The organism is Streptomyces sp. NPDC046335 (genome assembly GCF_055587985.1).
The window spans coordinates 610,334-630,190 of the sequence record NZ_JBVJFF010000002.1 but is presented as its reverse complement, the minus strand read 5'-3'; the positions used below and the strand labels follow the sequence as shown (position 1 = coordinate 630,190).

21 protein-coding genes, 1 tRNA gene and 1 pseudogene are annotated in these 19,857 nt (G+C 67.2%); 11 read left to right on the top strand and 12 right to left on the bottom strand.

Annotated elements, in window-relative coordinates; all coding sequences use genetic code 11:
• Nucleotides 1–84: 84 nt before the first annotated feature.
• Nucleotides 85–169: transfer RNA gene (locus ACZ6JY_RS06680), tRNA-Ser, on the top strand.
• 80 nt (nt 170–249) lie between these two features.
• Here the strand turns inward: ACZ6JY_RS06680 and ACZ6JY_RS06675 are convergent.
• From ACZ6JY_RS06675 to ACZ6JY_RS06630, 10 genes and pseudogenes are all read right to left on the bottom strand, one after another.
• Nucleotides 250–1,518, bottom strand: a complete 1,269-nt coding sequence (locus ACZ6JY_RS06675; RefSeq protein WP_469192887.1) for a tyrosine-type recombinase/integrase — start codon at nt 1,516–1,518, stop codon at nt 250–252.
• Between the two features lie 10 nt (nt 1,519–1,528).
• A pseudogene (locus tag ACZ6JY_RS06670) lies at nt 1,529–1,760 on the bottom strand (excisionase family DNA-binding protein).
• Entirely contained in the window at nt 1,753–3,069 is a 1,317-nt protein-coding gene (locus ACZ6JY_RS06665; protein ID WP_469192885.1) for a replication initiator, read from the bottom strand. The pseudogene ACZ6JY_RS06670 and the gene ACZ6JY_RS06665 overlap by 8 nt, the downstream one beginning before the upstream one ends.
• 164 nt (nt 3,070–3,233) lie before the next feature.
• On the bottom strand, nt 3,234–3,473 hold the full coding sequence (locus ACZ6JY_RS06660; RefSeq protein WP_469192883.1) for a SpdD protein: 240 nt from the start codon (nt 3,471–3,473) through the stop codon (nt 3,234–3,236).
• A gap of 25 nt (nt 3,474–3,498) precedes the next feature.
• Nucleotides 3,499–3,693, bottom strand: a complete 195-nt coding sequence (locus ACZ6JY_RS06655; RefSeq protein ID WP_469192881.1) for a hypothetical protein — start codon at nt 3,691–3,693, stop codon at nt 3,499–3,501.
• Nucleotides 3,694–3,707: 14 nt separating this feature from the next.
• Complete coding sequence (locus ACZ6JY_RS06650) at nt 3,708–3,899, bottom strand: mobile element transfer protein (RefSeq protein ID WP_093836421.1); 192 nt, start codon at nt 3,897–3,899, stop codon at nt 3,708–3,710.
• Between the two features lie 30 nt (nt 3,900–3,929).
• A complete protein-coding gene (locus ACZ6JY_RS06645; protein ID WP_469192879.1) occupies nt 3,930–4,580 on the bottom strand; it encodes a DUF2637 domain-containing protein in 651 nt (216 codons plus the stop codon).
• A gap of 86 nt (nt 4,581–4,666) precedes the next feature.
• On the bottom strand, nt 4,667–6,043 hold the full coding sequence (locus ACZ6JY_RS06640) for an FtsK/SpoIIIE domain-containing protein (RefSeq protein ID WP_469192877.1): 1,377 nt from the start codon (nt 6,041–6,043) through the stop codon (nt 4,667–4,669).
• Nucleotides 6,043–6,399, bottom strand: a complete 357-nt coding sequence (locus tag ACZ6JY_RS06635) for an SCO3933 family regulatory protein (protein WP_469192875.1) — start codon at nt 6,397–6,399, stop codon at nt 6,043–6,045. Before ACZ6JY_RS06635 ends, ACZ6JY_RS06640 begins: the two co-directional genes overlap by 1 nt.
• A 165-nt stretch (nt 6,400–6,564) precedes the next feature.
• Nucleotides 6,565–7,350: a GntR family transcriptional regulator gene (locus ACZ6JY_RS06630; protein ID WP_469192873.1), complete on the bottom strand. Its 786-nt coding sequence runs from the start codon at nt 7,348–7,350 to the stop codon at nt 6,565–6,567.
• 107 nt (nt 7,351–7,457) lie between these two features.
• On the opposite strand from ACZ6JY_RS06630, the gene ACZ6JY_RS06625 reads away from it, so the two are divergent.
• The 6 genes from ACZ6JY_RS06625 to ACZ6JY_RS06600 all read left to right on the top strand — a co-directional run bounded on the left by ACZ6JY_RS06625 (nt 7,458) and on the right by ACZ6JY_RS06600 (nt 12,829).
• Nucleotides 7,458–7,865 (top strand): NUDIX hydrolase, encoded by a 408-nt coding sequence (locus tag ACZ6JY_RS06625; protein ID WP_469192871.1) that lies wholly within the window; start codon nt 7,458–7,460, stop codon nt 7,863–7,865.
• Nucleotides 7,866–7,911: 46 nt separating this feature from the next.
• On the top strand, nt 7,912–8,343 hold the full coding sequence (locus ACZ6JY_RS06620) for an ATP-binding protein (RefSeq protein ID WP_469192869.1): 432 nt from the start codon (nt 7,912–7,914) through the stop codon (nt 8,341–8,343).
• Nucleotides 8,340–8,723, top strand: coding sequence for a hypothetical protein (locus ACZ6JY_RS06615; RefSeq protein WP_469192867.1), 384 nt, complete (start codon nt 8,340–8,342; stop codon nt 8,721–8,723). Before ACZ6JY_RS06620 ends, ACZ6JY_RS06615 begins: the two co-directional genes overlap by 4 nt.
• Before the next feature lie 487 nt (nt 8,724–9,210).
• Nucleotides 9,211–11,670: an nSTAND3 domain-containing NTPase gene (locus ACZ6JY_RS06610; protein WP_469192865.1), complete on the top strand. Its 2,460-nt coding sequence runs from the start codon at nt 9,211–9,213 to the stop codon at nt 11,668–11,670.
• A gap of 449 nt (nt 11,671–12,119) precedes the next feature.
• Nucleotides 12,120–12,410: a hypothetical protein gene (locus tag ACZ6JY_RS06605; protein WP_469192863.1), complete on the top strand. Its 291-nt coding sequence runs from the start codon at nt 12,120–12,122 to the stop codon at nt 12,408–12,410.
• The gene (locus tag ACZ6JY_RS06600; protein ID WP_469192861.1) at nt 12,407–12,829 is read left to right on the top strand and encodes a type II toxin-antitoxin system VapC family toxin; all 423 of its coding nucleotides are present in this window, start codon (nt 12,407–12,409) and stop codon (nt 12,827–12,829) included. Before ACZ6JY_RS06605 ends, ACZ6JY_RS06600 begins: the two co-directional genes overlap by 4 nt.
• 53 nt (nt 12,830–12,882) lie before the next feature.
• Here the strand turns inward: ACZ6JY_RS06600 and ACZ6JY_RS06595 are convergent, their stop codons facing one another.
• A complete protein-coding gene (locus ACZ6JY_RS06595) occupies nt 12,883–13,806 on the bottom strand; it encodes an FAD-dependent oxidoreductase (RefSeq protein WP_469192859.1) in 924 nt (307 codons plus the stop codon).
• Between the two features lie 44 nt (nt 13,807–13,850).
• On the opposite strand from ACZ6JY_RS06595, the gene ACZ6JY_RS06590 reads away from it, so the two are divergent.
• Nucleotides 13,851–14,801: a phosphorothioated DNA-binding restriction endonuclease gene (locus tag ACZ6JY_RS06590; protein WP_469192857.1), complete on the top strand. Its 951-nt coding sequence runs from the start codon at nt 13,851–13,853 to the stop codon at nt 14,799–14,801.
• A 49-nt stretch (nt 14,802–14,850) separates the two neighbouring features.
• On the opposite strand, the gene ACZ6JY_RS06585 is transcribed toward ACZ6JY_RS06590, so the two are convergent.
• Nucleotides 14,851–15,711, bottom strand: a complete 861-nt coding sequence (locus ACZ6JY_RS06585; protein ID WP_469192855.1) for an alpha/beta fold hydrolase — start codon at nt 15,709–15,711, stop codon at nt 14,851–14,853.
• Between the two features lie 137 nt (nt 15,712–15,848).
• On the opposite strand from ACZ6JY_RS06585, the gene ACZ6JY_RS06580 reads away from it, so the two are divergent.
• From ACZ6JY_RS06580 to ACZ6JY_RS06570, 3 genes are all read left to right on the top strand, one after another.
• The gene (locus tag ACZ6JY_RS06580; protein ID WP_469192853.1) at nt 15,849–16,631 is read left to right on the top strand and encodes a CGNR zinc finger domain-containing protein; all 783 of its coding nucleotides are present in this window, start codon (nt 15,849–15,851) and stop codon (nt 16,629–16,631) included.
• Nucleotides 16,632–17,253: 622 nt separating this feature from the next.
• Nucleotides 17,254–17,955 carry a GAF and ANTAR domain-containing protein gene (locus tag ACZ6JY_RS06575; RefSeq protein WP_469192852.1) on the top strand — a complete coding sequence of 234 codons (702 nt, stop codon included), beginning with the start codon at nt 17,254–17,256 and terminating at the stop codon, nt 17,953–17,955.
• A 308-nt stretch (nt 17,956–18,263) separates the two neighbouring features.
• On the top strand, nt 18,264–19,721 hold the full coding sequence (locus ACZ6JY_RS06570; RefSeq protein ID WP_469192849.1) for an FG-GAP-like repeat-containing protein: 1,458 nt from the start codon (nt 18,264–18,266) through the stop codon (nt 19,719–19,721).
• Nucleotides 19,722–19,857: the final 136 nt, after the last annotated feature.

Genomic DNA, 19,857 nt, shown 5'->3' with positions numbered 1-19,857 from the left:
CCGGCAGCCCCCCATCCGACCTCGGGATGCCACCGCCGGGATCGTGTTCGCGAGCACTCCCCAACGTCTTGTATTGTTTGCGGCGGAGGATTCGCCTAGTGGCCTAGGGCGCACGCTTGGAAAGCGTGTTGGGGGCAACCCCTCACGAGTTCGAATCTCGTATCCTCCGCACCCGCCCGCAAGGGCAGACGAAGGCCCCGACCGGTTCACCGGTCGGGGCCTTCGTCGTTCTCCGTCTCAGTTTCCGTCTCAGTCGGCTCTTTCGCCGGGACCGGTGGCGCTGCCGGAGTCGGGCAGTACCCAGAGCGCGTCTCCCACTTGCTGGGCGACCTTGCGGAGCATGGTCCCGGTGACATGCATGTACCGAGCGCGCATCCGGGCCGCTCCCCCGGGTTCCCAACCCATGATCGAGTCGACCACGACGTCTGGGACGCCAAGAATCAGGAGCACGGTCGCGGCAGTGTGTCGAGCGTCATGGAGGCGGCCATCACGCACACCGGAATCCCGAAGCAGCCGCTTCCAGACGTGGAAGTCGGTGTTCGGACTCAGCGGCCCGCCAGTCGGGGACGCGAACACGTACCCCTTCCCCTCCCAGTCGTCACCGGCCGCGATCCGCTCACGCTCTTGCACCTCCTTGTGTTGACGGAGAATCTTGATCAGCGGATCGGGCAGCCCGATCGTCCGCCGCCCCGCGCGGGACTTGGTCGACTTGTGCTCACGCCGCGTCTGCTCCCGCTTGGGGCAGTAGCCTGCTTTCCTCCCACACGGATCAGCACCGCAGCCGTGCGCGTACTTGGGACGCAGTCGGTTCTTACGGATGCGGATGTATCCCGCGTCGAGGTCGGCGTCCTCCCAGTGCAGGCCGAGCGCCTCCCCCTGCCGCAGGCCGAGCGCCAGGGCCACGACCCAACGCGCGCTGTTGCGGAGCTTGGCGGCTTCGACAAGGAGGCTTTGCACCTCTTCGATCGTGTACGGCTCGATGTCCTCCTCTTCGAGGCGAGGAGCCTTGGCGATTTCAGCCGCATTGACGACGACGTGCCCGCGCCGCACGGCCTCACCGAGGGCCACACGGATCGTGCGGTGGACATGGTGAGCCGTTCCGGCAGAGCTCCCGCCGGCCTGCATCTTCCGGTAGAAGCGTTCGAGGTGCTCGGGCTCCAGGCGGTCAAGCTTGTGAGCGCCCAGGCCCGGTACGAGGTGGACGCGTACGTCGACCTCGTACCCGTCGTACGTGTTCTCGGAGACGTACGGCTTGGCGATGTTCTCGACCCAGTGCTCAAGCCAGCCCTGGACGGTCCAGCCCTTGCCCGGCTTACGAAGCTTCCGGTCGTCGCGGGCCCGCTCCATCTCGCGGACGGCCTTCGTGACTTCGGCCTTCGTCTTCCGCTCGATATGGCGGCGGTCAGGCTTTCCGTCATCACGGACGCCGACTGTCACCCGGCCATGCCATTTGCCGTCCTTGCCGAGGTAGATGGATGAAGCTCCATTTGGCTGACGCGTGCGCTTTGCCTCTGCCACGTCGTCCCCCTCAGGCCGCTGCTGCGGGACGGTGCCGCAGCTTGGCCACGTAAGCGGGCAGAGCATCGGCGGGAACCCTGCGCAGCCGCCCGACGGTGACTGACGATCTCTCCGGCCAGGACGAGCCGGAAGGCGGTCGTACGCCCGATACGCAACCGCCGAGCCGCCTCTTCCACGGTCAGCAGCACTGCGGAGGAATCGGGCGCGTCCAGGACGGCGGCAGCGGAACTGGACTCAGTCACGGGTCGGTTCTCCTTCTGTTCCGGGAGCGGGTTCGATCGATTCGGCGAGCCAGGCTTCGGCGTCCGTGAGGCCGGTACCGGCGTAGACCCAGTGGGCGAGGACGAGGGTCGTGGTCACATACGGATATCCGTATGTGACCTGGCTGCTGGTAGCCGCTGCGGCTTGGGCTGCGCGCCATTCAGCGCGGGCCGTTCGAAGAGCTCCGAGCGTGGTGGAGTAGCGGCGGGACTTGGTGGAGAAGTGGCCGCGGAAGCCGAGCATGTGGGCCCAGGCCCGGAGCCGGAGTTCTTCCAGTTCCTTGCGGGCGCCGAGGTTCCAGGCCGTGCGGATCATGCGGCGGGCGTGGTCGCTGATGTCGAGCTGGGCGAGTTCGGCGAGGAACTTCAGCGGCCGGTCGAGCGCGCCCGTGGCGGTTTCGGCGCCCTTGGTCGCGTACTTGGCGATGTAGGCGGCGACGGCTCGCTCGGTCAGCTCCTGGCCGCCGTCGAAGTCGGCGGACCGGATGGTGCGTACGTCGAGCTGGCGGCCGAAGGCGAAGGCGTGGGCGCGTCCGTCGATGACCGGGCCGTCCACGCGGACAGCGGTGGCGGCTGCTCGGATGGCGTCGGTCAGCAGATCGGCGGTGGCCCAGGCGGGAGGCGGAGTGTCGCCGCCTTCGGGGCCGTCGATACGGATGACGGCGTGGAAGTGGACCGCGCCGCGCTTCTGGTACTCGGCGACCTTGGCGAAGGACACGCGGGCGTAGTCGCGGAAGGCCCGTTGTGTGAGTCCGGCGCGCTTGGCGACTTCCCGGCGGAGGTAGGTGGAGAAGCGCCTCCACAGTGCCCCGGCGTGTGCGTTCCACAGCACGGCCGCTTCGTAGTCGTAGGTGCCGGGGTCGAGTGGGGTGCCGAGGACCGCGTCGTCCTGGTCGTGCAGGGTGCCGCAGCGGCAGGGGTGGACCGTTCGGGCCGGGCCGGTGGGGCGGTTGTGGACGGGGCCGAAGCCGGGGGCGGTGAAGGTGGCGAAGACGCGGGGGTGGGCGGCGACGCGTTCGGGCATGCCCTTGCCGCCGCGCAGGCCGGAGGTGATCAGGTGGAAGGTGTCTCGGCGGTAGACCTCCGCGCAGGCCGCGCAGCGGGTCGTACGGCGGTTGTTGCAGCGGACCAGGAGGTGACCGGCCGGGAGGGCGGCTGAGTCGAGGTGGTGGAGGACGTTGCCGATCTCACCGGTGTGGGTGTCGACGGTGTGCTCGGTGCGGTGGCCGTCGAGGCGGATCGGGTGCGTGCAGCCGCCGAGGCCGGAGAGCTGTCGCAGGAGTGCGGGCATGGTGCCGGTTGCGGCCAGTTGACCGAGTTCGCGGAGCGGGGGCGGGGTGGCGCGGGTAATGATGGAAGTTCTCCTTCTGGCTTCGGCTAGGAGGGACAGGGCCCCCGGGGCGGCGGATGCTTGGCGGTATCAGGGCCGCCCCGGGGGTCTGGCAGTGCTGGCGTCTAGCGGCGGCGCTGGTCGCGGAGCATCGAGCGGATGACCACGGCGCACACCGCGACGGAGATGGCCGTGACGGCGACGGCGGCCAGGAGCGCGGTCAGCACGACGCCGCCGACGAGGACGGCCACGACCGCCCCGGTGGTGACGGAGATCTGAGGCGAAGACCGCCGCACGGGCCCGGGGTCGGCCAGGTGGTGGAGGGGCGGCGGCGTCGGGCTGTCGGGGTACTTGGGCAGAAACACGGCGAAGGTCTCCTTACCTACTCGTCTAGTCATGTGAGTCGTTTACGGCGTCCACGCCGGAGCGCGTGCCGGATTCGATGGCGGGGGCCATGAAGGTGTCCGATAGCCAGAAGCCGAAGAGGGCGATCAGCACGACGATCCACGTGCGGACGCCGAGGAACTTGACCGCTCCCCACGCGAAGAGGCCGAGGACGAACACGAGCGGCAGGCTGACGGTCACGGCAGCGGGTCCTTTCAGCGAACTGGGCAGCGGTGGGTACGGGCGGCCAGCTCGGCGGCGGCGCGGCTGTCGTAGTCGGCGGAGAAGCCGCAGCGCGGGGCCGTGCACGCAGCGGTGTGTTTCTCGCGGCCACGGTTGTCGTATGCCGTGCCGACCTGGACGGGACCGATACGGGTGACGGAGCGGAAGCGACGGTTGGCGCTCATGTGGATCTCCCTTCAGAACGTTCCGAGCTTTCAGAGCTGAGCGGCGATGGCGTCGGCCATGGGCATGGGGACGCCAAGGCGGGCGCGCAGGGTGGTGGTGTCGATGGCTGTGCCGGTACGGGCGTGGTGCTCGGTGGCGACTTTGCGGGCGTGGTCGACCAGGGCGGCCGGGACGGGGACGGCGGACGGAGGAGTCGGGGCGGGAGGGGGCTCGGTGGCCGGGGCCGGTGACGGCGGGAGCTCCGGTACGGGATCGGGTGCGTCCTCCTGGCCGTCGATGCGCTCGGGGTCTCGGCGTTGCTCCCCGTCATCCGAGATCGGCGCCGAGTGGGCGAGGAGCGTCCCGCCGAGGAAGGCAACCGCAGGCCAGCCCGCGACGAGGATGCGGAGCCAGGCCGGCACATGGCCCATGTCGAGCAGTCCGGCGGTGGCGATGTTCGCGCCGAGGGAGGCGGCGAGCGCGATGACGAACCAGCACCAGCCCGCGGCTTTGCCGTCGCCGGTCCGCAGTCGGCGCCAGGCGGCGACGAGCAGCAGGTCGACCGAGACCGGGTAGGCCCACGCCTTCCACCCGTCCTGTCCGGCCGCCGAGGCGACGTCGTGCAGGTGGGCGAAGGACAGGGCGGCGGCGATGACGGCTTGGACGAGCACCGCGTCGACACGGGCCAGGTGGGCGCGCATGCTGCGGCTCCTTCCGGATTCAGGCATGGGAGGGGTAGGGACATGGCGCGAGAAGGTCACGCCGACCGGGACGGGAGAAGGTGCGCTCAGCCGGTGACCGGTCGCGGCCGTACGGCCGGGGCCGAAGACTCGACCGGGAGTGCGGGCACGGCAGGCTGGAAGGGCTTCAGCGCGGGCAAGTCGGGGACCAGGTGGGCCGAGGCACGGCAGGTCTCGGCGGCGTCGGCCAGGGAGAGATACGGCGTACGGATGCGGGCCCATCCACCGGAGGTGTCCCCGGCAACGGCGAGGCCGGGCCGTTCGGCAGGAATGGCACACGCAGCCCCGACAGCCTCGGGGGCGATGTCACCGAGCGCCATTTTCGCGGAGGCTTCGTCGTTGACGCGGTGGCAGACCCGTCCGGTGAGCTGGGCCCGCAGCATGGTCGCGCCCTTGCCGAGTTCGGCGCCGAAGCGCTGCCCGCAGACCTCCAGGTAGATCCCGGCGGCGCGGCCGAGCTGGGCGAGCCGGATGAGCTGGGTGACCATCTCGTCCCGCCGCTCTTCCTCCTTCTTGGTGGCGACGAGGAAGAGTTCCGCCACTTCATCCACGAACAGCACGACGGGCACGGGCCGTTCCTGCTCGGGCAGCCCCCAGATGTCGGAGGTGATCGTCTCGTCAGGCGTGCCCGGGGCGATTCCCTGCCGGGCCTTGATCTGGTCGTACCGGTCCTCCATCTCCTTGATGAGTACGGGCAGCAGCTCGGCGGCTTGCTCGGGGTCGGTGGCGAGCGCCGACAGTCGCGGGGCGAAGGGCGCCAGCTCCACGCCACGCTTGCAGTCGATGCCGACCAGGGCGACGGACTGCCGTGCGAGCCCGGTGACGAGGTGGCGCAGGTACATGGACTTGCCCGACAGAGTGGCGCCGAGACAGAGGCCATGCGGCACGGCCCGGTAGTCCCGTACGAAGGGCGTCGCGTCCTCCCGCAGCGCCACGGGCGCCTTCAAGAACCCGTCCACCGCTTTGCGTGGCATACGGACGTTGCGCAGCACGTCGTAACCGACGAGCCGTAAGTCGACGACACCAGGCTTGACCACGGTCACGTATACGCCGTGGACGCCCCACGCATGCCGCAGCCGTTCGGCCGAGGCAGCGACGTCGGCGGGTTCCTGGCCAGGGGCGAGCCGCAGGCGGAGCCGGAGCCCGGTCGTGGTCGGGCGGATGAGTCCGCGACGAGGCGGTACGGGCCGGATCTCCCGGCGGCTAGTGGCCCTGGCCGCCAGGACCCGCAGCCGGGAGGGCGCGACGGTCAGGCCGCATGCCTCCATGACCGAGCCGTACGAGCTGAGCAGCCGGGCCATGGACATCGGCAGGCCGACAGCGGACCAGTAGACCCCGGGATGGTTGGCCCGGGTGTAGGCAGCCCCGCCGCCGAGCGCGGCGACAGGACCACCCACCTCCAGAAGCGTCGTCAGGTCGGTCATCAGGCCGAGGCCCCCATGGCGGCCGGGAAGGCGGCCGGAGTGACGGCGGCGCAGCGGTAGGCGATGCCGTGCCGCTGCTGGCCGTTGAAGACGCTCTCCCACGGCCGGGCGACGAGCCCCGGCAGCGAGACCGGCGCACCGAGCGTCAGCCCGTCGGACACTCCGCTCTCCGGGATGGTCACCTTGATCAGGGACGACTCCCCCTCTTCGATGTAGACGACGCCGATCGTCATGAGTGCTTCACCGCTGCTGGCGTCCTTGGCGATCTCGCCGGTCTGACGGTCGCGGACCTTGGGCTCGGGCGCCTCAGTCAGCAGGATCGTCGCGGCCGATGTCTCCACACGGATGGTTCGCAAGATTCTTCCCATCTACTCGTCTATACAAGATGCGGCATTCGAACCCGATCTCCGGGAACGGCGACCACCTTGCCACACCACTTGCCCACTCGTCTATACGAGTATGCCTGTCGGTGTGTACGAGTTGAGGGAGCGTCACGGTGCGCGCCACCGGCGGTCAGGTACTCACGTGGCCGGGAGCTGGTACGACAGGACGTAGGCGTCCGCAGCCATGACGGTGTCGCAGACCTCCACGGCCCGACCTTCGGTGTCATACGCGGTGCGGATCAGGTGGATCACGGGTACGCCGGAGGCGAGTCGCAGCGTCTTCACCTCGGACGGTGCGGGCATCCGGGCCCGGATCTCCTCCTCGAAGTGGTCGAGGTGGTGGCCCAGCTCTTCGAGGCGGGCGTAGATGCCGCCGGGTCCGGGGTTGGGTTCGGCGATCTGCGTACCGCGTGCGATGTCGAGCGGCAGGTACGAAGTGGCGAACTCGACCGGCCTACCGTCCAGCAGATACCGACGCCGACGAGCGAGCACCCGCCGCACCGAGCCGAGGCGGGTGGCGATGTCCTGCGTGGCCTTCTCCTCCTTGACCTCCAGGCTGTCCACCTGGGGGTGACTGCCCGCAGCGTCGGCTTCGACGATGAAGGCCGACTTCCCCTGGTCGCGGTGACGCCGGGCGAAGCGGTCGGAGGCTAGGCGCCGGACCGGTGGCCGTGGTCGTACGAAGACACCCTTGCCGTGCTCGGCGTGGACCAGGCCCTCACCCTGGAGAACGGAGAAGGAGTTCCGAACGGTCATCCGGGAGACGCCGTAATGCTCGACGAGTTCCGCTTCCGAGGGCAGCTTCTCGCCCTCCTTGAATCGCCCACGGTCAATGGACTCGCGAAGCTGGTCAGCGATCTGCCGGAAGACCGCACGATCACTCGTGGGGTCGATGGCGCCGAGCAGGCCAGGAAGGGACGTCACGTGTACTCCTTTAGGTATCTAGACGAGTGGGCGAGTGTTGTTGCTACGGTGGAGAGCCTAGCTATTCGAGAGGGCCGAGGACCTTGAGCACTGACCGTCCGCACTCCGTGAGCGTTGCCGGAGTCATCGTCGACGACCAGGGCCGAGCCCTTTTGATCAAGCGCCGGGACAACGGCCAGTGGGAGCCCCCGGGCGGCATCCTCGAACGTGAGGAAACCATCCCCGAGGCCCTCCAACGCGAAGTCCTCGAAGAAACCGGCATCAAGATCGCGCTTCCCGCGACCCTCACCGGCATCTACAAGAACATGACGGGCTTGATCGTCTCCATGGTCTTCCGCTGCGAGGCCGCCGACGGTACGCCCACCACGGGTGACGAGACCCGAGCACTGCACTGGGCCACCCGCGAAGAAGTCACCGAACTCGCCGACGAGGCATACGCGATCCGCGTCCTGGACGCTCTCGACGCGGCTTCCCCGCCGGCCATTCGCGCCCATGACGGCGTGAAACTCGTCTAGCTCGAACCCGCTGCACATGGCGGCCTACCAGCACGAAGGAACTTGTATGCACGAGTATACGAGCACTATCCGAGTCTGGGGCCTCACTTGCCCAGGATTCCCTGAAGAGGTCAGCCGGGCCCGACGCTGGACGCGGGACATCCTGCGGGGCTCGCCGCTGGCGGAGGACGCCGAATTGATCGTGAGCGAGCTGAGCGCGAACGCGATCCTGCACACGGCCAGCGGCCAGAAGTCCGGCAGCTTCCACCTGTTGATCGAGGTCTCGCCGGAGATGGTCGCCCTGTCGGTCACGGACGGCGGAGGCGCGGGAACCGCCCCGAAGGTCGAGCGCCAGGACGAGGAGGCGGAACACGGCCGGGGCCTGGACATGGTCAGCGCCATCGCCCACCGAGTCCTCGCCCACGACGGCGACCACGGCCTCACGGTCACCGCGGCCCTCTACACCCAGGCCGACCAGGGAGCCCCACTATGCCGATGAGCAGGCCTCGCCGCGGCTACTGGTGCGAGTGCTGGACGGAGCCCATGCCGACGGACGGCCAGTCCGAACCGCAGCTTCGAGCATCCTTCGACGCCTATTCGGCACCCCAGGCGGACCGATGGGTAGCGGTGGCACTCCGCACGATCTCCCCAGCGCTCGACGCCGACGCATCAGACGAAGCCTGGGAGTGGCTGTATGAGGACCGCGTCCACACCCGCAGAGCACTCCTCCAGATGCAGCCGTGCACGGTCACAGTGACCCACACCGACACACGCATCACCTGGACGATACGACCAGTCCTCTTCCTGCCCCTCGCACACCGCCAGGCGGCAGAACTCCCGCCGTGCGCATACGACTTCAAGCCCCAGCAGACGGACTGAGTTACAACTTTCTCTACTGGTTCAAGGCGGCTCGCTCCGCTCCCCGCGCGCGGCCCGGCTCCCCGGGCCGCCGCTCCTGTCTCCGCCCCGCTCCGGCCCGGTCCACCAGGCCGCGCGACAAGAGCTGGCGGCCAACTGAACTCAGGGAATTGGTCCATCGTGGCTGGGGCGGTCGGCTCCACGGCTTTAGGCAGCCACTTTGGGGCGAGCCTCTAAGATCATGGCCCCAACGTCGTGCTTTAACGGGCAGGTCCACAGACTGCCCGACTCGCGATGAGCTTACGGGGCCATGATCACTCGCCCCAAAGCAGCTCCAGCCCAAAGCCGCTCCGCCGACCTTGCGCTGCAGCGCAACAGCGAGCACGAATATTGCCCAGAGCCCACGGCAGTGTCGGTACCGCCGCCTAGATCACCGCAAACCAGAGCAAGTGTATGTAAATCGCCAAACGAGTCATCTTGACGGGTAGACAGATGTCACAGTAGAGCCATGTCGCGAAATTACACGGACCTTTCACCTCACGACTTCGAGGTCCTTGTCAGAGATCTACTGCAGGCCGAATACAAGGTCCGCATGGAAACCTTCCCTCAAGGCAGAGACGGAGGTGTCGATGTTCGATTGTTTCGCGACGGCAGCGAACATCTAGTGATCCAATGTAAACATTCTCCAGGGCGGTCATTCTCTCAAATTAGAAGCCAGCTCGAATCTGAAGCCAAGAAAGTAAAAGACAGGTTCACAGTTCGCTACATGCTGGTCACTTCAGCTTCCTTGACCCGTGCAAATAAGAAGGAGATCGTCAAAATTTTCACTGGAGTTCCCCTAGAAGAAGGGGACATCCTTGGAATTGATGACGTCGACAACCTTCTTACTCAGCATCCTCAAGTCGAGACAAACAATTTCAAGCTGTGGATCACTTCAAGTGCCGTACTGGACTACCTACTAAAGTCCGAGCTCTACCAGAGAAGTTCCGGTCTAGTAGAACGCATCCTTAAACGCCGGAAGCTATATGTACATAGCGAGGCACACGCAGCTTCACTGGACCTCATCGCCAGGCATCGCGTATGCATTATCTCGGGTGAGCCGGGAATTGGAAAAACGACCCTCGCCGAGACGCTACTTGTAAGATTCATTGCCGATGGCTGGCAAGTCCATTTGGCTTCAGAGGACATTGCAGATATTGAGCGGATGTGGAAGCCAGGCGAGAAGCAAGTCTTTCTCTACGATGACTTCCTAGGCCAAAACTCCCTGCTCGACAACCTAAACAAGAATGAGGACAGCCGACTGGCTCAATTTATCGATAGGGTTCAGGAGGTTGAGGACAAAATCCTAATCATGACGACTCGCGAATACATTTTACAGCAGGCGCGACAAGTGTACGAGCGACTCCAGCGGTCCCAGCTAGAAGAGCGCAAGATCATCCTCAATCTCGCGCACTACACACGCGAGCAGAAAGCGAGAATTTTCTACAATCACATCTACTTCGCCGATATTTCCGAGACGGCACGTAGATCGCTTCTGCACGATAAGAACTATCTAGAAATTGTTCAGCACGCCAACTTCAATCCGCGCCTAATTGAATTTGTCACTTCCAATTTTCACGACTCTGGTTTTAAGGATGCAGGCTTCTTCAATTATGCATTGAATGCCCTGAATAATCCGAACGCCCTGTGGGAGCAGATTTTCGAAAGTCAACTAACTAGTCCCGAGCGGCACATTCTGCTAATTCTTGCCACGGTCCGTGAGCAAATCGAACTGACAGATCTCCATCGTGCTCTAAATAGTTACGAGTCTGTGGGTTGTCTTCGGCCTACGAGTCGACACCAGTTGCATCTCGCGCTGAAGAAGCTGCAAGGGACCTTTGTTGACGTAATCGCGGACGCCCGTTTGGATGATCAGCCTAATAGTATCCACCCTGGAACTTTGGTGACCTTCGTCCAACTGGCCAATCCGTCATTTATCGACTATGTATCTTCATATCTTTCATCTCACCCTGCCGAAATTCACCACATGGCCAACGGATGCCTCTATTTCGAGCAGGCAGAGACACTTGCTCGCTGGGATCTGGGAGAGCTGCTCGATAGCGTTGACATTGGAGGGCCATTCGAATCAGTGACCTTTACCTCACTCTTGGATGCCTTCTTTGGTCGACCCAGGGGCAGAAAGCAAGCTGTGCGTCTCGTCCCCGGCCAGCAAAGAGCTGTGATGGGGGCTTTGGTGCGTCTCGCGGATTCAAAGTCTTGTTTCTGGGGTCAGCGCTATAACGAACGCACATGGGTGAGGAAATCTATCTCGCTCCAGAGTCGGCACCTACTGATGCTCATGCTTGACGCGAAGCATGACCGCAAACTCCTTCCGGAGGAGGTTTTGGTTAACATGGCGGCTAATATGGCTAGTCGAATCGCGAAAGCAGCGGCAGACCTTCCCCCCGGGGAATTTCGGGTTATGCAGTGCTTGGCCAAGTATCCCAACGTGAATAATCAGGTGGTTTCTTCGCGTGACGCTGCGGCTGAGAAACGCATGAACTCCCTTCGCAGCCCGAGGGAATATCAGAGTGCGCTTTCCATCTTCTGCGATGTAGGACTGATTGAAACTGAATGGTCGAGAAAAGCCGAGAGTGAACTACGGGAAAAATTCTACGATTTCGTGAGTATCTGGGATAGTGCACAGTCGAGCAATGTGAATAGCGTCGCCGAATGCGAAGACTCGATCGAAGAACTTACAGCGGCTTTGGAGGCATTCGACATCGAGGCAGATCTGGAGCCACAAGCTCTAGGGGTAAGACTTGGAATGTTGCTAGATGAGGTAGCCGAAGACCTGGACTTTGACGAAAGCATTGATCCTGATGAAGAAGATAACGGCCACTTTAAAGGGAACTCCGACGCCGTTCCTGTTCTCAACTCTGCGGCGACAGACGATCCCGTGGATGACATTTTTGACACGCTACGTTGAACAAATAGTCATTCACTAACTGCCTCCACCGTCTGCTATCGCCCATGGAGGGCGGGCGTCACGAAGGACCAGCCCCGTCGCCAAATCCTTGCCAGCTTGTTAGTGCAGCGTGAGAGCCTCCGGGCATGAGATACGACTTGGCTGTGTGTCTGGGGGCGAGGCGCCCTGCGGACGATAAGGCGGCCGCGCGAGCGTTCACCGGCCTCTATGAGCGCTACGTCGACACAGATGTGGAGCAGTCGCCGTCCGAGCGCATAGCGGATTACGTTGCCGCCCTCCTGGAGCGGAGGAGGCCCGTTTCCGTCTCAGTCTCCGTCTCATTCAGTGCCGTTCACGACCATTCAGGCGGGGCGGCATCCGGTAGCCGCTCTCACGACCGGCCGGTCGTGAACGCAGGTGAACGGCCCCGTTCAGAGCCATCGGGACAATCACCACATTTGGAAAGCGTGTTGGGGGCAACCCCTCACGAGTTCGAATCTCGTATCCTCCGCACCCGCCCGCAAGGGCAGACGAAGGCCCTGACCGGTTCACCGGTCGGGGCCTTCGTCGTCTCTGGCTTCCAAGAAGGTGACCGTGACCGGCTGCTCGAACTCGTGCAGTGGCTCGAAGAGGAATACGGACCGGTCACCGAATCCGAACGCTCCGCGGCGTACGGCGCACTGGACGACCTGGACGACCTGGACGCCGAGCATGAACGCCGCATGGCCACCGCCGCCAAGCACAGCCGCGAGGCAGCGTGACCCGGAATCGCAGTGAGGCGGCGAAGCCTTTCCGCGTCTTCGTGCTGGACTGCGAGGCGCTGTCACTCGCCGTCCGCGGAGACCGCACGATGATCGGCTGGCTCGACCTGGCGGCACGCGGAGAAGCCGACGTGATCACCTCCCCCATGACGCTGGTCGAGGCATACGACGGCAGGACTACGGAACAACGCTGGGATTGGGTGCTCTCCCGGGTGAAGGTCGCCGACCTGGGCAAGGAGGAAGCCCGACGGGCCCGCAGACTGCTGGCCGATACCGAGCCGCACGGTCACAAGTACGCAATCGACGCCATGCTCGCCGTCATCGCACTCGCCCAACGAGGCCAAGTCACCGTCTTCACCTCCGACGGGGACGACCTGGAGAAGCTACTCCCCGATCGCATCGTCGTTCGGAAGGTCTGACCCGGCCACGGAGGCTCGTGAGGGCACGCTCGAAAGCGGTACGTCGTGCTGGATCAGGTGTTCTCTGAGTAGGCGTGCAGCGCGGCCTCGCTGCCCGAGCCCATGGCGGTCATGATGCGTTGGAAGCGGGCGGAGCGCAGGTCGCCGGCCACGAGGACGCGGGGGTGCTGGGCTGTCGGCGGGCAGTAGCCGTCGGCGTCTCGGACGAGGTCGCCGAGCGGAGCCGTGGGGGCGTTTCCGATGCTCGAGTACGCGGCGTCCGCGTTGATCGTCCGCCTCCCGCCGCCCCGGCTCACCACCTCCGCCGCTTTCACCGCTCCCCCTTCGGAGGGCGTCAGGGCCACGTGCTCGACCGGCAGGAGCGTGACGCGGGGGTCGTGGCGGATCTCCTCGACCTTGTACGCGTCCGCCTCCGGGTACGCGACCAGCAGTCGGGTTCCGGTGGCCGGATGGGCACGGAGGAAGGTGCCGATCGGGCGGTCGCCGCCGAGGACCAGGAGCGTTCGACCCTCGGTGTCGTCCGCATCGGCCTGCCAGAGCGGGGCCAAGGTGAGGCCGCCGGGGGCCTCGAGCCAGGGGACGTCGCGGGGCTGAAGGGGGACGACGCCGGTGGCGACGACCGCGTACGGGGAGGTCAGGGAAGTACCGGTGTCCAGGGTGACGGTCACGTGGTCGTCGCCTGCGCGGAGTTCGATGACGCGGCGGCCGAGTTCCACGCGGCACAGTTCCGTGTTCCGCATCTCCGTGGTGATGGCGTCGGCGAGCGCCGGACCGCTGGTGTGACCGCCGAGGACGTTGTTCAGGGCCCCGATGCGGTAGAGATTGCGGCACAAGACGTCCGGCTCGATCAGTACCGAGCGCATACCGACACCGGCGGCCATGCGGGCGGCGGCACAGCCGGCCGGTCCGCCTCCGACGACGATCAGGTCGGTGCTGTGGGCCGCGGGCGAGCCTGTGCCGGACGGGGTGTCGACCATGGGGCCATTCCAGCACCTCCTGCGGCTCACTACGATCGCCGACCATGGACTGGGTCGAGCGTGCCGCGCGGTTGAGGCAGTGGACGAGGGGCGGGACGCGCGCTCCGCACAAGCCGTTGCTGTTCCTGTACGCGCTCAGCCGGTTTCAGCAGGACGCCGATGACGAACTGCGGTACAGCGCCGTGGAGGAGGACCTCCGAGGGCTGCTCACCGAATACGGTCCCGGTAACCGGACGACGCCCGCCTACCCCTTCCATCACCTGGTGAGTGACGGCGTGTGGGAGGTCCGCACCGAGCGCGGGCCGGGCAGCCCAGGGCCCGGGGTCAGGGAACTGCGCGCGACCGGTGCCGCCGGGCGTCTGACGCCGGAGCTGCGCGCGGCGCTGCGGCGGGAGCCGTCCCTGCTCGGCCGGATGACGCGGGTACTGCTCGACCTGAACTTCCCGCCCTCCCTCCACGGCGAACTGTGCGAAGCCGTCGGCCTGGAACCGGAGGAGGCCGAGACCGGACTCCTCTCGCCCGCGCGAAGGCAGCGGGACCGGCGGATGCGGGAAATGGTCCTGACGGCGTACGAGTACCAGTGCGCCTTCTGCGGGTACGACGGCAGGATCGGCGCGGTGCCGGTCGGCCTTGAGGCCGCCCATGTGCGCTGGTGGGCGTTTGACGGGCCGGATGACGTCGAGAACGGGCTGTGCCTGTGCTCGCTGCACCACAAGCTGTTCGACAAGGGCGTACTCGGTCTCGGCGAGGGCCATGGTCAGGGGCGGGGCCGGGGTGAGGGCCGGGGCGAAGGTCAGGGCGAGAGCCATCGCATCCTTGTCTCGCAGAGCTTCGTCGGTCACAGCGCCGCCGCCCGCGAGCATGTCATCGCGCTCGCCGGGCGTCCGCTCATCGGCCCCCAGCCGGGTGTCCGCCCCATCGCCGCCGCCCACCGTTCCTGGCACACCAGCCAGGTCTTTCACGGCAGTCCACGCCCCGCCACGACCGTCGTCTGACCACCGCCCGGCGTCACCTCCACATTGGCGGCGGCGCCGTAGGCGACTGTCAGGGCTTCAGGAAGCCGCGTATGTAGTCGGCCACCGTGTCCAGGTGGCTTTCGAGCAGGAAGTGTCCGCCGCCGGGAACCACGTGGATCTCCGCGTCCGGCAGGTCCCGTGTGAAGGCGCGGGCGCCGTCCGGGCCGAAGATCTCGTCGCCCGCGCCCCAGACCGCGAGGAGAGGGACCTGGCGTTCCCGGAAGTAGGCGTGCACCTGGGGGTAGAGGGGGCGGTTGTTGATGTAGTCGCGGAACAGAGCGAGCTGTACGAGGTCCATGCCCGGCCGGTTGACCTCGCGGTGGTCGGCGGCCCACGTGTCGGGGTCGACCAGCTCGGGACGGTCCACTCCGTGCAGGTACTGCCAGCGGATGGCGTCGAGCGAGAGGGCGGCGCGGGCGGCCGGTTCGGTCTCGGCGCCGGGGTTCTCGCCGTATGCCCACACGGGCTTCCAGAACTCCGGTACGAAGCCGTCCTCGTAGGCGTTGCCGCTCTGCGTGATCACCGCGGTGACCGCGTCCGGGGTGCGGAGGGCCAGGCGCCAGCCGATGGGGGCGCCGTAGTCCTGGACGTATATGGCGTAGCGGGTGACGCCGAGCTGGGTCAGAAGGCCTTCGGTGATGTCGGTCAGCGAGTCGAAGGTGTACGTGAACGCGTCCACGGGCGGGGCATCGGAGTTGCCGAAGCCGAGGTGGTCCGGGGCGATGACGTGGAATCGGTCGGCCAGCGCCGGGATGAGGTGGCGAAACATGCGGGAGCTGGAGGGGAATCCGTGCAGGAGCACGAGCGTGGGGGCCTCGGCGGAGCCGGCCTCGCGGTAGAAGACGCGGTGTCCCCGCACTGTCGCGTACTGGTGGCGGACCTCAACCATGACTAACCCCTTTGGAGCGTTGTGGTGGTTACCTCTTCGGCGCCAAGTAGACCGACGCCGGGGTAACCTGTCAAGCGGCTTAATGGAGTTAGTGAGTGAGTGCGTCAAGTGAGTGAGTTGGCGGGGAAGTGGGGTCCATGCTCGACGACCAAGCCCTGATGCAGGCGCTGAACAGCACCCCTGTGGTGGATGGCCGACGCCAGGACCTGTGGCGTGAGGACCACGAGGTGGACAAGTGGGCGCTGGAACATGGGGGTTCCGGCGGCAACGAGGAGCGCCGGTGGCTGCGCACCGCCCGGGACGCGCTCCAGGCGGTGGAGTCGGGCCGCTCGGCGGAGGCGGCTGAGACCGCCGAGACTGCGGAGACCCTAGAGGCCGCCGAAGCTGCGGAGACCGCAGAGGCCACGGAGGCCTTGGCAGCCGCCAAAGCCGTAGAGGCCGCCAAGGCCACGGAGACCGCCAAGGCCGCAGAGGCCACCGAGGCCCCGGAGACCGCCGAGACCCCAGAGGCCGCACAGGCCGCACAGACCCCGGAGACCACTGAAGCCGCACAGGCCCTGGATACCACCGAGGCCGCCAAGGCCCCGGAGGCCACCGAGGTCGCAAAGACCGCTCTGAGTCAAATCCTCGCCGGCGTCCACAAAGTCCCCCGGCCCAGCGCGTCAGGCATCGAGTGGCGCATCGAGGTGCCGCCGGAGCGCAGGCTCGCCGTAGAGCTCGTGCTCGCGTGGACCGACGTCAAGGAGCGCATGCCCGGCCGTCTGCGGCCCTGCGGGAACCCCGAATGCCGCCTCTTCCTCCTGGACCGCAGCCGCGCCAACGCCGCCCGGTGGTGCTCGATGAAGACCTGCGGGAACCGCCTCAAGGCCCGTCGGCACCAGGCTCGGGCACGGGACACCACGCGGCCTCGGCCCGAGTAGAGCCCCGGCGGGCCGGCACTCGTACGGGCGGGCGGCCCAGAAGTCCGCGAGGCCATGAGGGATGGCCGCCGTCGGGCTCACGGTCCCGACGGCGGCCATCGGCGAGGACGGCGCGGCTCCCCTCCGGTGCCGGCCTCGCATCTGACGTCCTCATCGGCCCGTCCGGGACGAGCGGGAGTACGTCCCGGCCGATGTACGGGGCCGGAGGACGAGGCGCTGGTCAGTGCGGTGCTCGGTGCGGTGCTCAGTGCGGTGGCACGGGCCCGGGGGCAGGGGGCTCGGTGTGCGCGCGACCCCGGCGGCGGACGCCGGGCGCGGCAGCAGGCGGCATGGGCGGATGGACGAGACGGGCAGGTGAACGCCCGTTCCGGTGCCGCCTTCCCCCGCAGTACAGCTCAGTTCACCGGGCCGCGCCAGGGTGCGATTCGGCCGGAGCGGGCAGCCGCTCGGAGCACCCGCCGATCACCCGCCGATCACCCCGGACGGATATGCCCTCTATCTTCCGTATGCCCCTATGCCCCTATTTCGCTACGTCCCTGGCGAGTGCGGTACGGGAACAGGGGTACCCGGGCGGCCACCTGTTCGCGGCATCAGCGCTGTTGAGCGCAAGAATCGGAGCGCCATGACAGAGCAGTTCACGGCGGCGGACCTGGTTCTCTCCGCCGCGGCCCACGACGACGACGAGAATCTGCCGCGGCGCCTGTGCGAGGCGCTGTGCGAGGGACTGCCGGTCGACGGCGCCAGCCTGTCCTTCCTGACCGACACCCCCTACCGCCAGTTGCTGTGCGCCTCGGGCACGCTGTCGCTCCGCCTGGAGGAGCTCCAGTTCCTCGCGGCCGAGGGGCCCTGCGTGACGGCCGTCACCAGCGGTGAACCCGTACTCGTCAGCGACTTCAGCCGGCCGCTGCCGCGCTGGCCGCTGTTCGAGGCTGCCATGCAGAGCGAGCTGAACCAGGTCGGGGCCGTGTACGCCTTTCCGCTCGCCTTCGACGACAAGGTCTTCGGCTCGGTGGAGCTGCTCCGGCACGAGCCGCTGGTCCTGGACGAGGAGACGGCCGAGCAGGCCGAGACGGCCACGCGCACCATCGCCAAGGTCATGCTCCCCGCCTTCTGGCAGTTGCTCGCCCACGGTGAGCTGCCGCTCTGGGAACCCGCGGAGCAGATCGACACCCACTGGGGGACCACGCACCAGGCCACCGGCAGCCTCGCCCACCGCCTGGACATCACCCCCGAGGAGGCCCTCGCCCACCTGCGGGCCTCCGCCTTCGTGACCGGGCGCCCGCTGCCCGAGATCGCCCAGGAGGTCATCGACCGGCCCTCCTAGAACCTCGGCCGGCGGCCTACGCCTCCAGAACCTCCGCCGGCGACCTACGCCTCTAGAACCTCGGCCGGCGGCCCACGCCTCCAGAACCTCCGCCGGCGGCCTACGCCTCGTACAACCCTCACGCCCCATCGCGAGTCTCTTGATCGCCGACGTGCCGTATTGCCGCGTCCCGGCCCGTGCCCGGCCCGTACCCGGCCTGTTGCCCGGCCCGTGCCCGCGGCCCGACATCAGGCGGGCCGGGCGGCAGACCACGGCAGGACCACGGCAGGACCAAACAAACGCTTCCCGCACCGCCGCAGGAGACCCGCATGCCCAAGAAGTTCCGTACGGCCCTGGCCTGCGCCGCCACGGCCGCCCTGACCGGTTCGCTGCTCGCCGCCGGTTCCGCGCCGGCCGGCGCCGCGCCCGCGGCCGGTGAGGACCGGATACGCGCCGACTTCAACGGGGACGGCTACGGCGACCTCGCCGTCTCCGCCCCGACCGCCAAGGTCTCGGGGAAATCGGGCGCCGGTTATGTCGCCGTCGTCTACGGCACCGCACGAGGCCTCGACACCGCCAAGCGCACGCTGATCAGCCAGGCGACCTCCGGCATCCCGGGCACCCCCGAGAGCAGCGAGTACTTCGGCGACCAGATGACCACCGGGGACCTCGACGACGACGGCTACACGGACCTGGTCGTCGGTGTGCACGCCGAGCAGATCGGCGACGACATCAACGAGTCCGGCGCCCTCACCGTGATCTGGGGCGGCGCGAGCGGCCTCAAGAAGGCGACGGACATCACCTCGCCCCTGCCGGAGAACCGCCACGAGCTGGGCTGGTCCGTGGCCACCGGTGACTTCGACGGGGACGGCAGGACGGACCTGGCCGCCGCCAACCTCGCCTCGCCCGAGCTGAACATCTTCAAGGGCCCGATCTCGCGGACCGGCAAGGCCGTGAAGCGCACGGGCATCGACACGTACGCGGCGACCGGCATCAACACGGACAAGATCATCACCGGTGACGTGAACGGTGACGCCGCCACCGACCTGTTGATCATGGGCCAGGAGGAGCACGGCGACGGCTACCGCACCCGCAGCGTGCTCTACAAGGGCGGTACGACGCCCAAGCCCGCGGGCAAGGTCGCGGGCGGTTACGCCGCGACGATCGCCGACGTGGACAAGGACGGTTACGGGGACGTCGTCACCGGCAACTTCATGGAGAAGTCGACCGACGAGCCCAACGGCGGCAAGGGCGGCGCGGTCACCGTGACGTACGGCGCGGCGGCCGGCCTGAGCACCCGCACCCCCGTGCGCGTCACCCAGGCCACCTCGGGCGTTCCCGGTGCCGCCGAGAAGGGTGACGCCTTCGGCTGGAGTCTCTCCGCGGGTGACACCAACGGCGACGGGTACGCCGACGTCGCGGTCGGCGCGCAGTCGGAGACCATCGGCTCCGCGTCCAAGGCGGGCACCGTCGTCGTGCTGCGCGGCTCGGCGGGCGGTCTCACCGGCACCGGCGCGAAGGCCTTCTCCCAGAGCACCGCGGGCGTGCCCGGCACGGCGGAGAAGCTGGACAACTTCGGAGGCGCCGTCCAGCTCACGGACGTCGACGGCAACGGGCGCGCCGAACTCGTGGCCGCCGCGCAGAGCGAGAACAAGGGCGCCGGTGCCGTCTGGCTCTTCAAGTCCACCGCTTCGGGGATCACGGCGACGGGCTCGAAGTCGTTCAACGCCGGCACGGTCGGCGGCCCCTCGGGCCTGGCCTACTTCGGCGCGGTGCTGCGGGGCTAGGCCGTCCGCCCGGCAGGGGCTTCGGCCGGCCGGATGGGGGGGCTGGCACCACCCCCGAGACACCTGGTCACCGTATGCCGTCGGCGGCGCGGATACGCGAGCGTTGGGGACGCCGGAAAGACACGTCCCCGCGCTC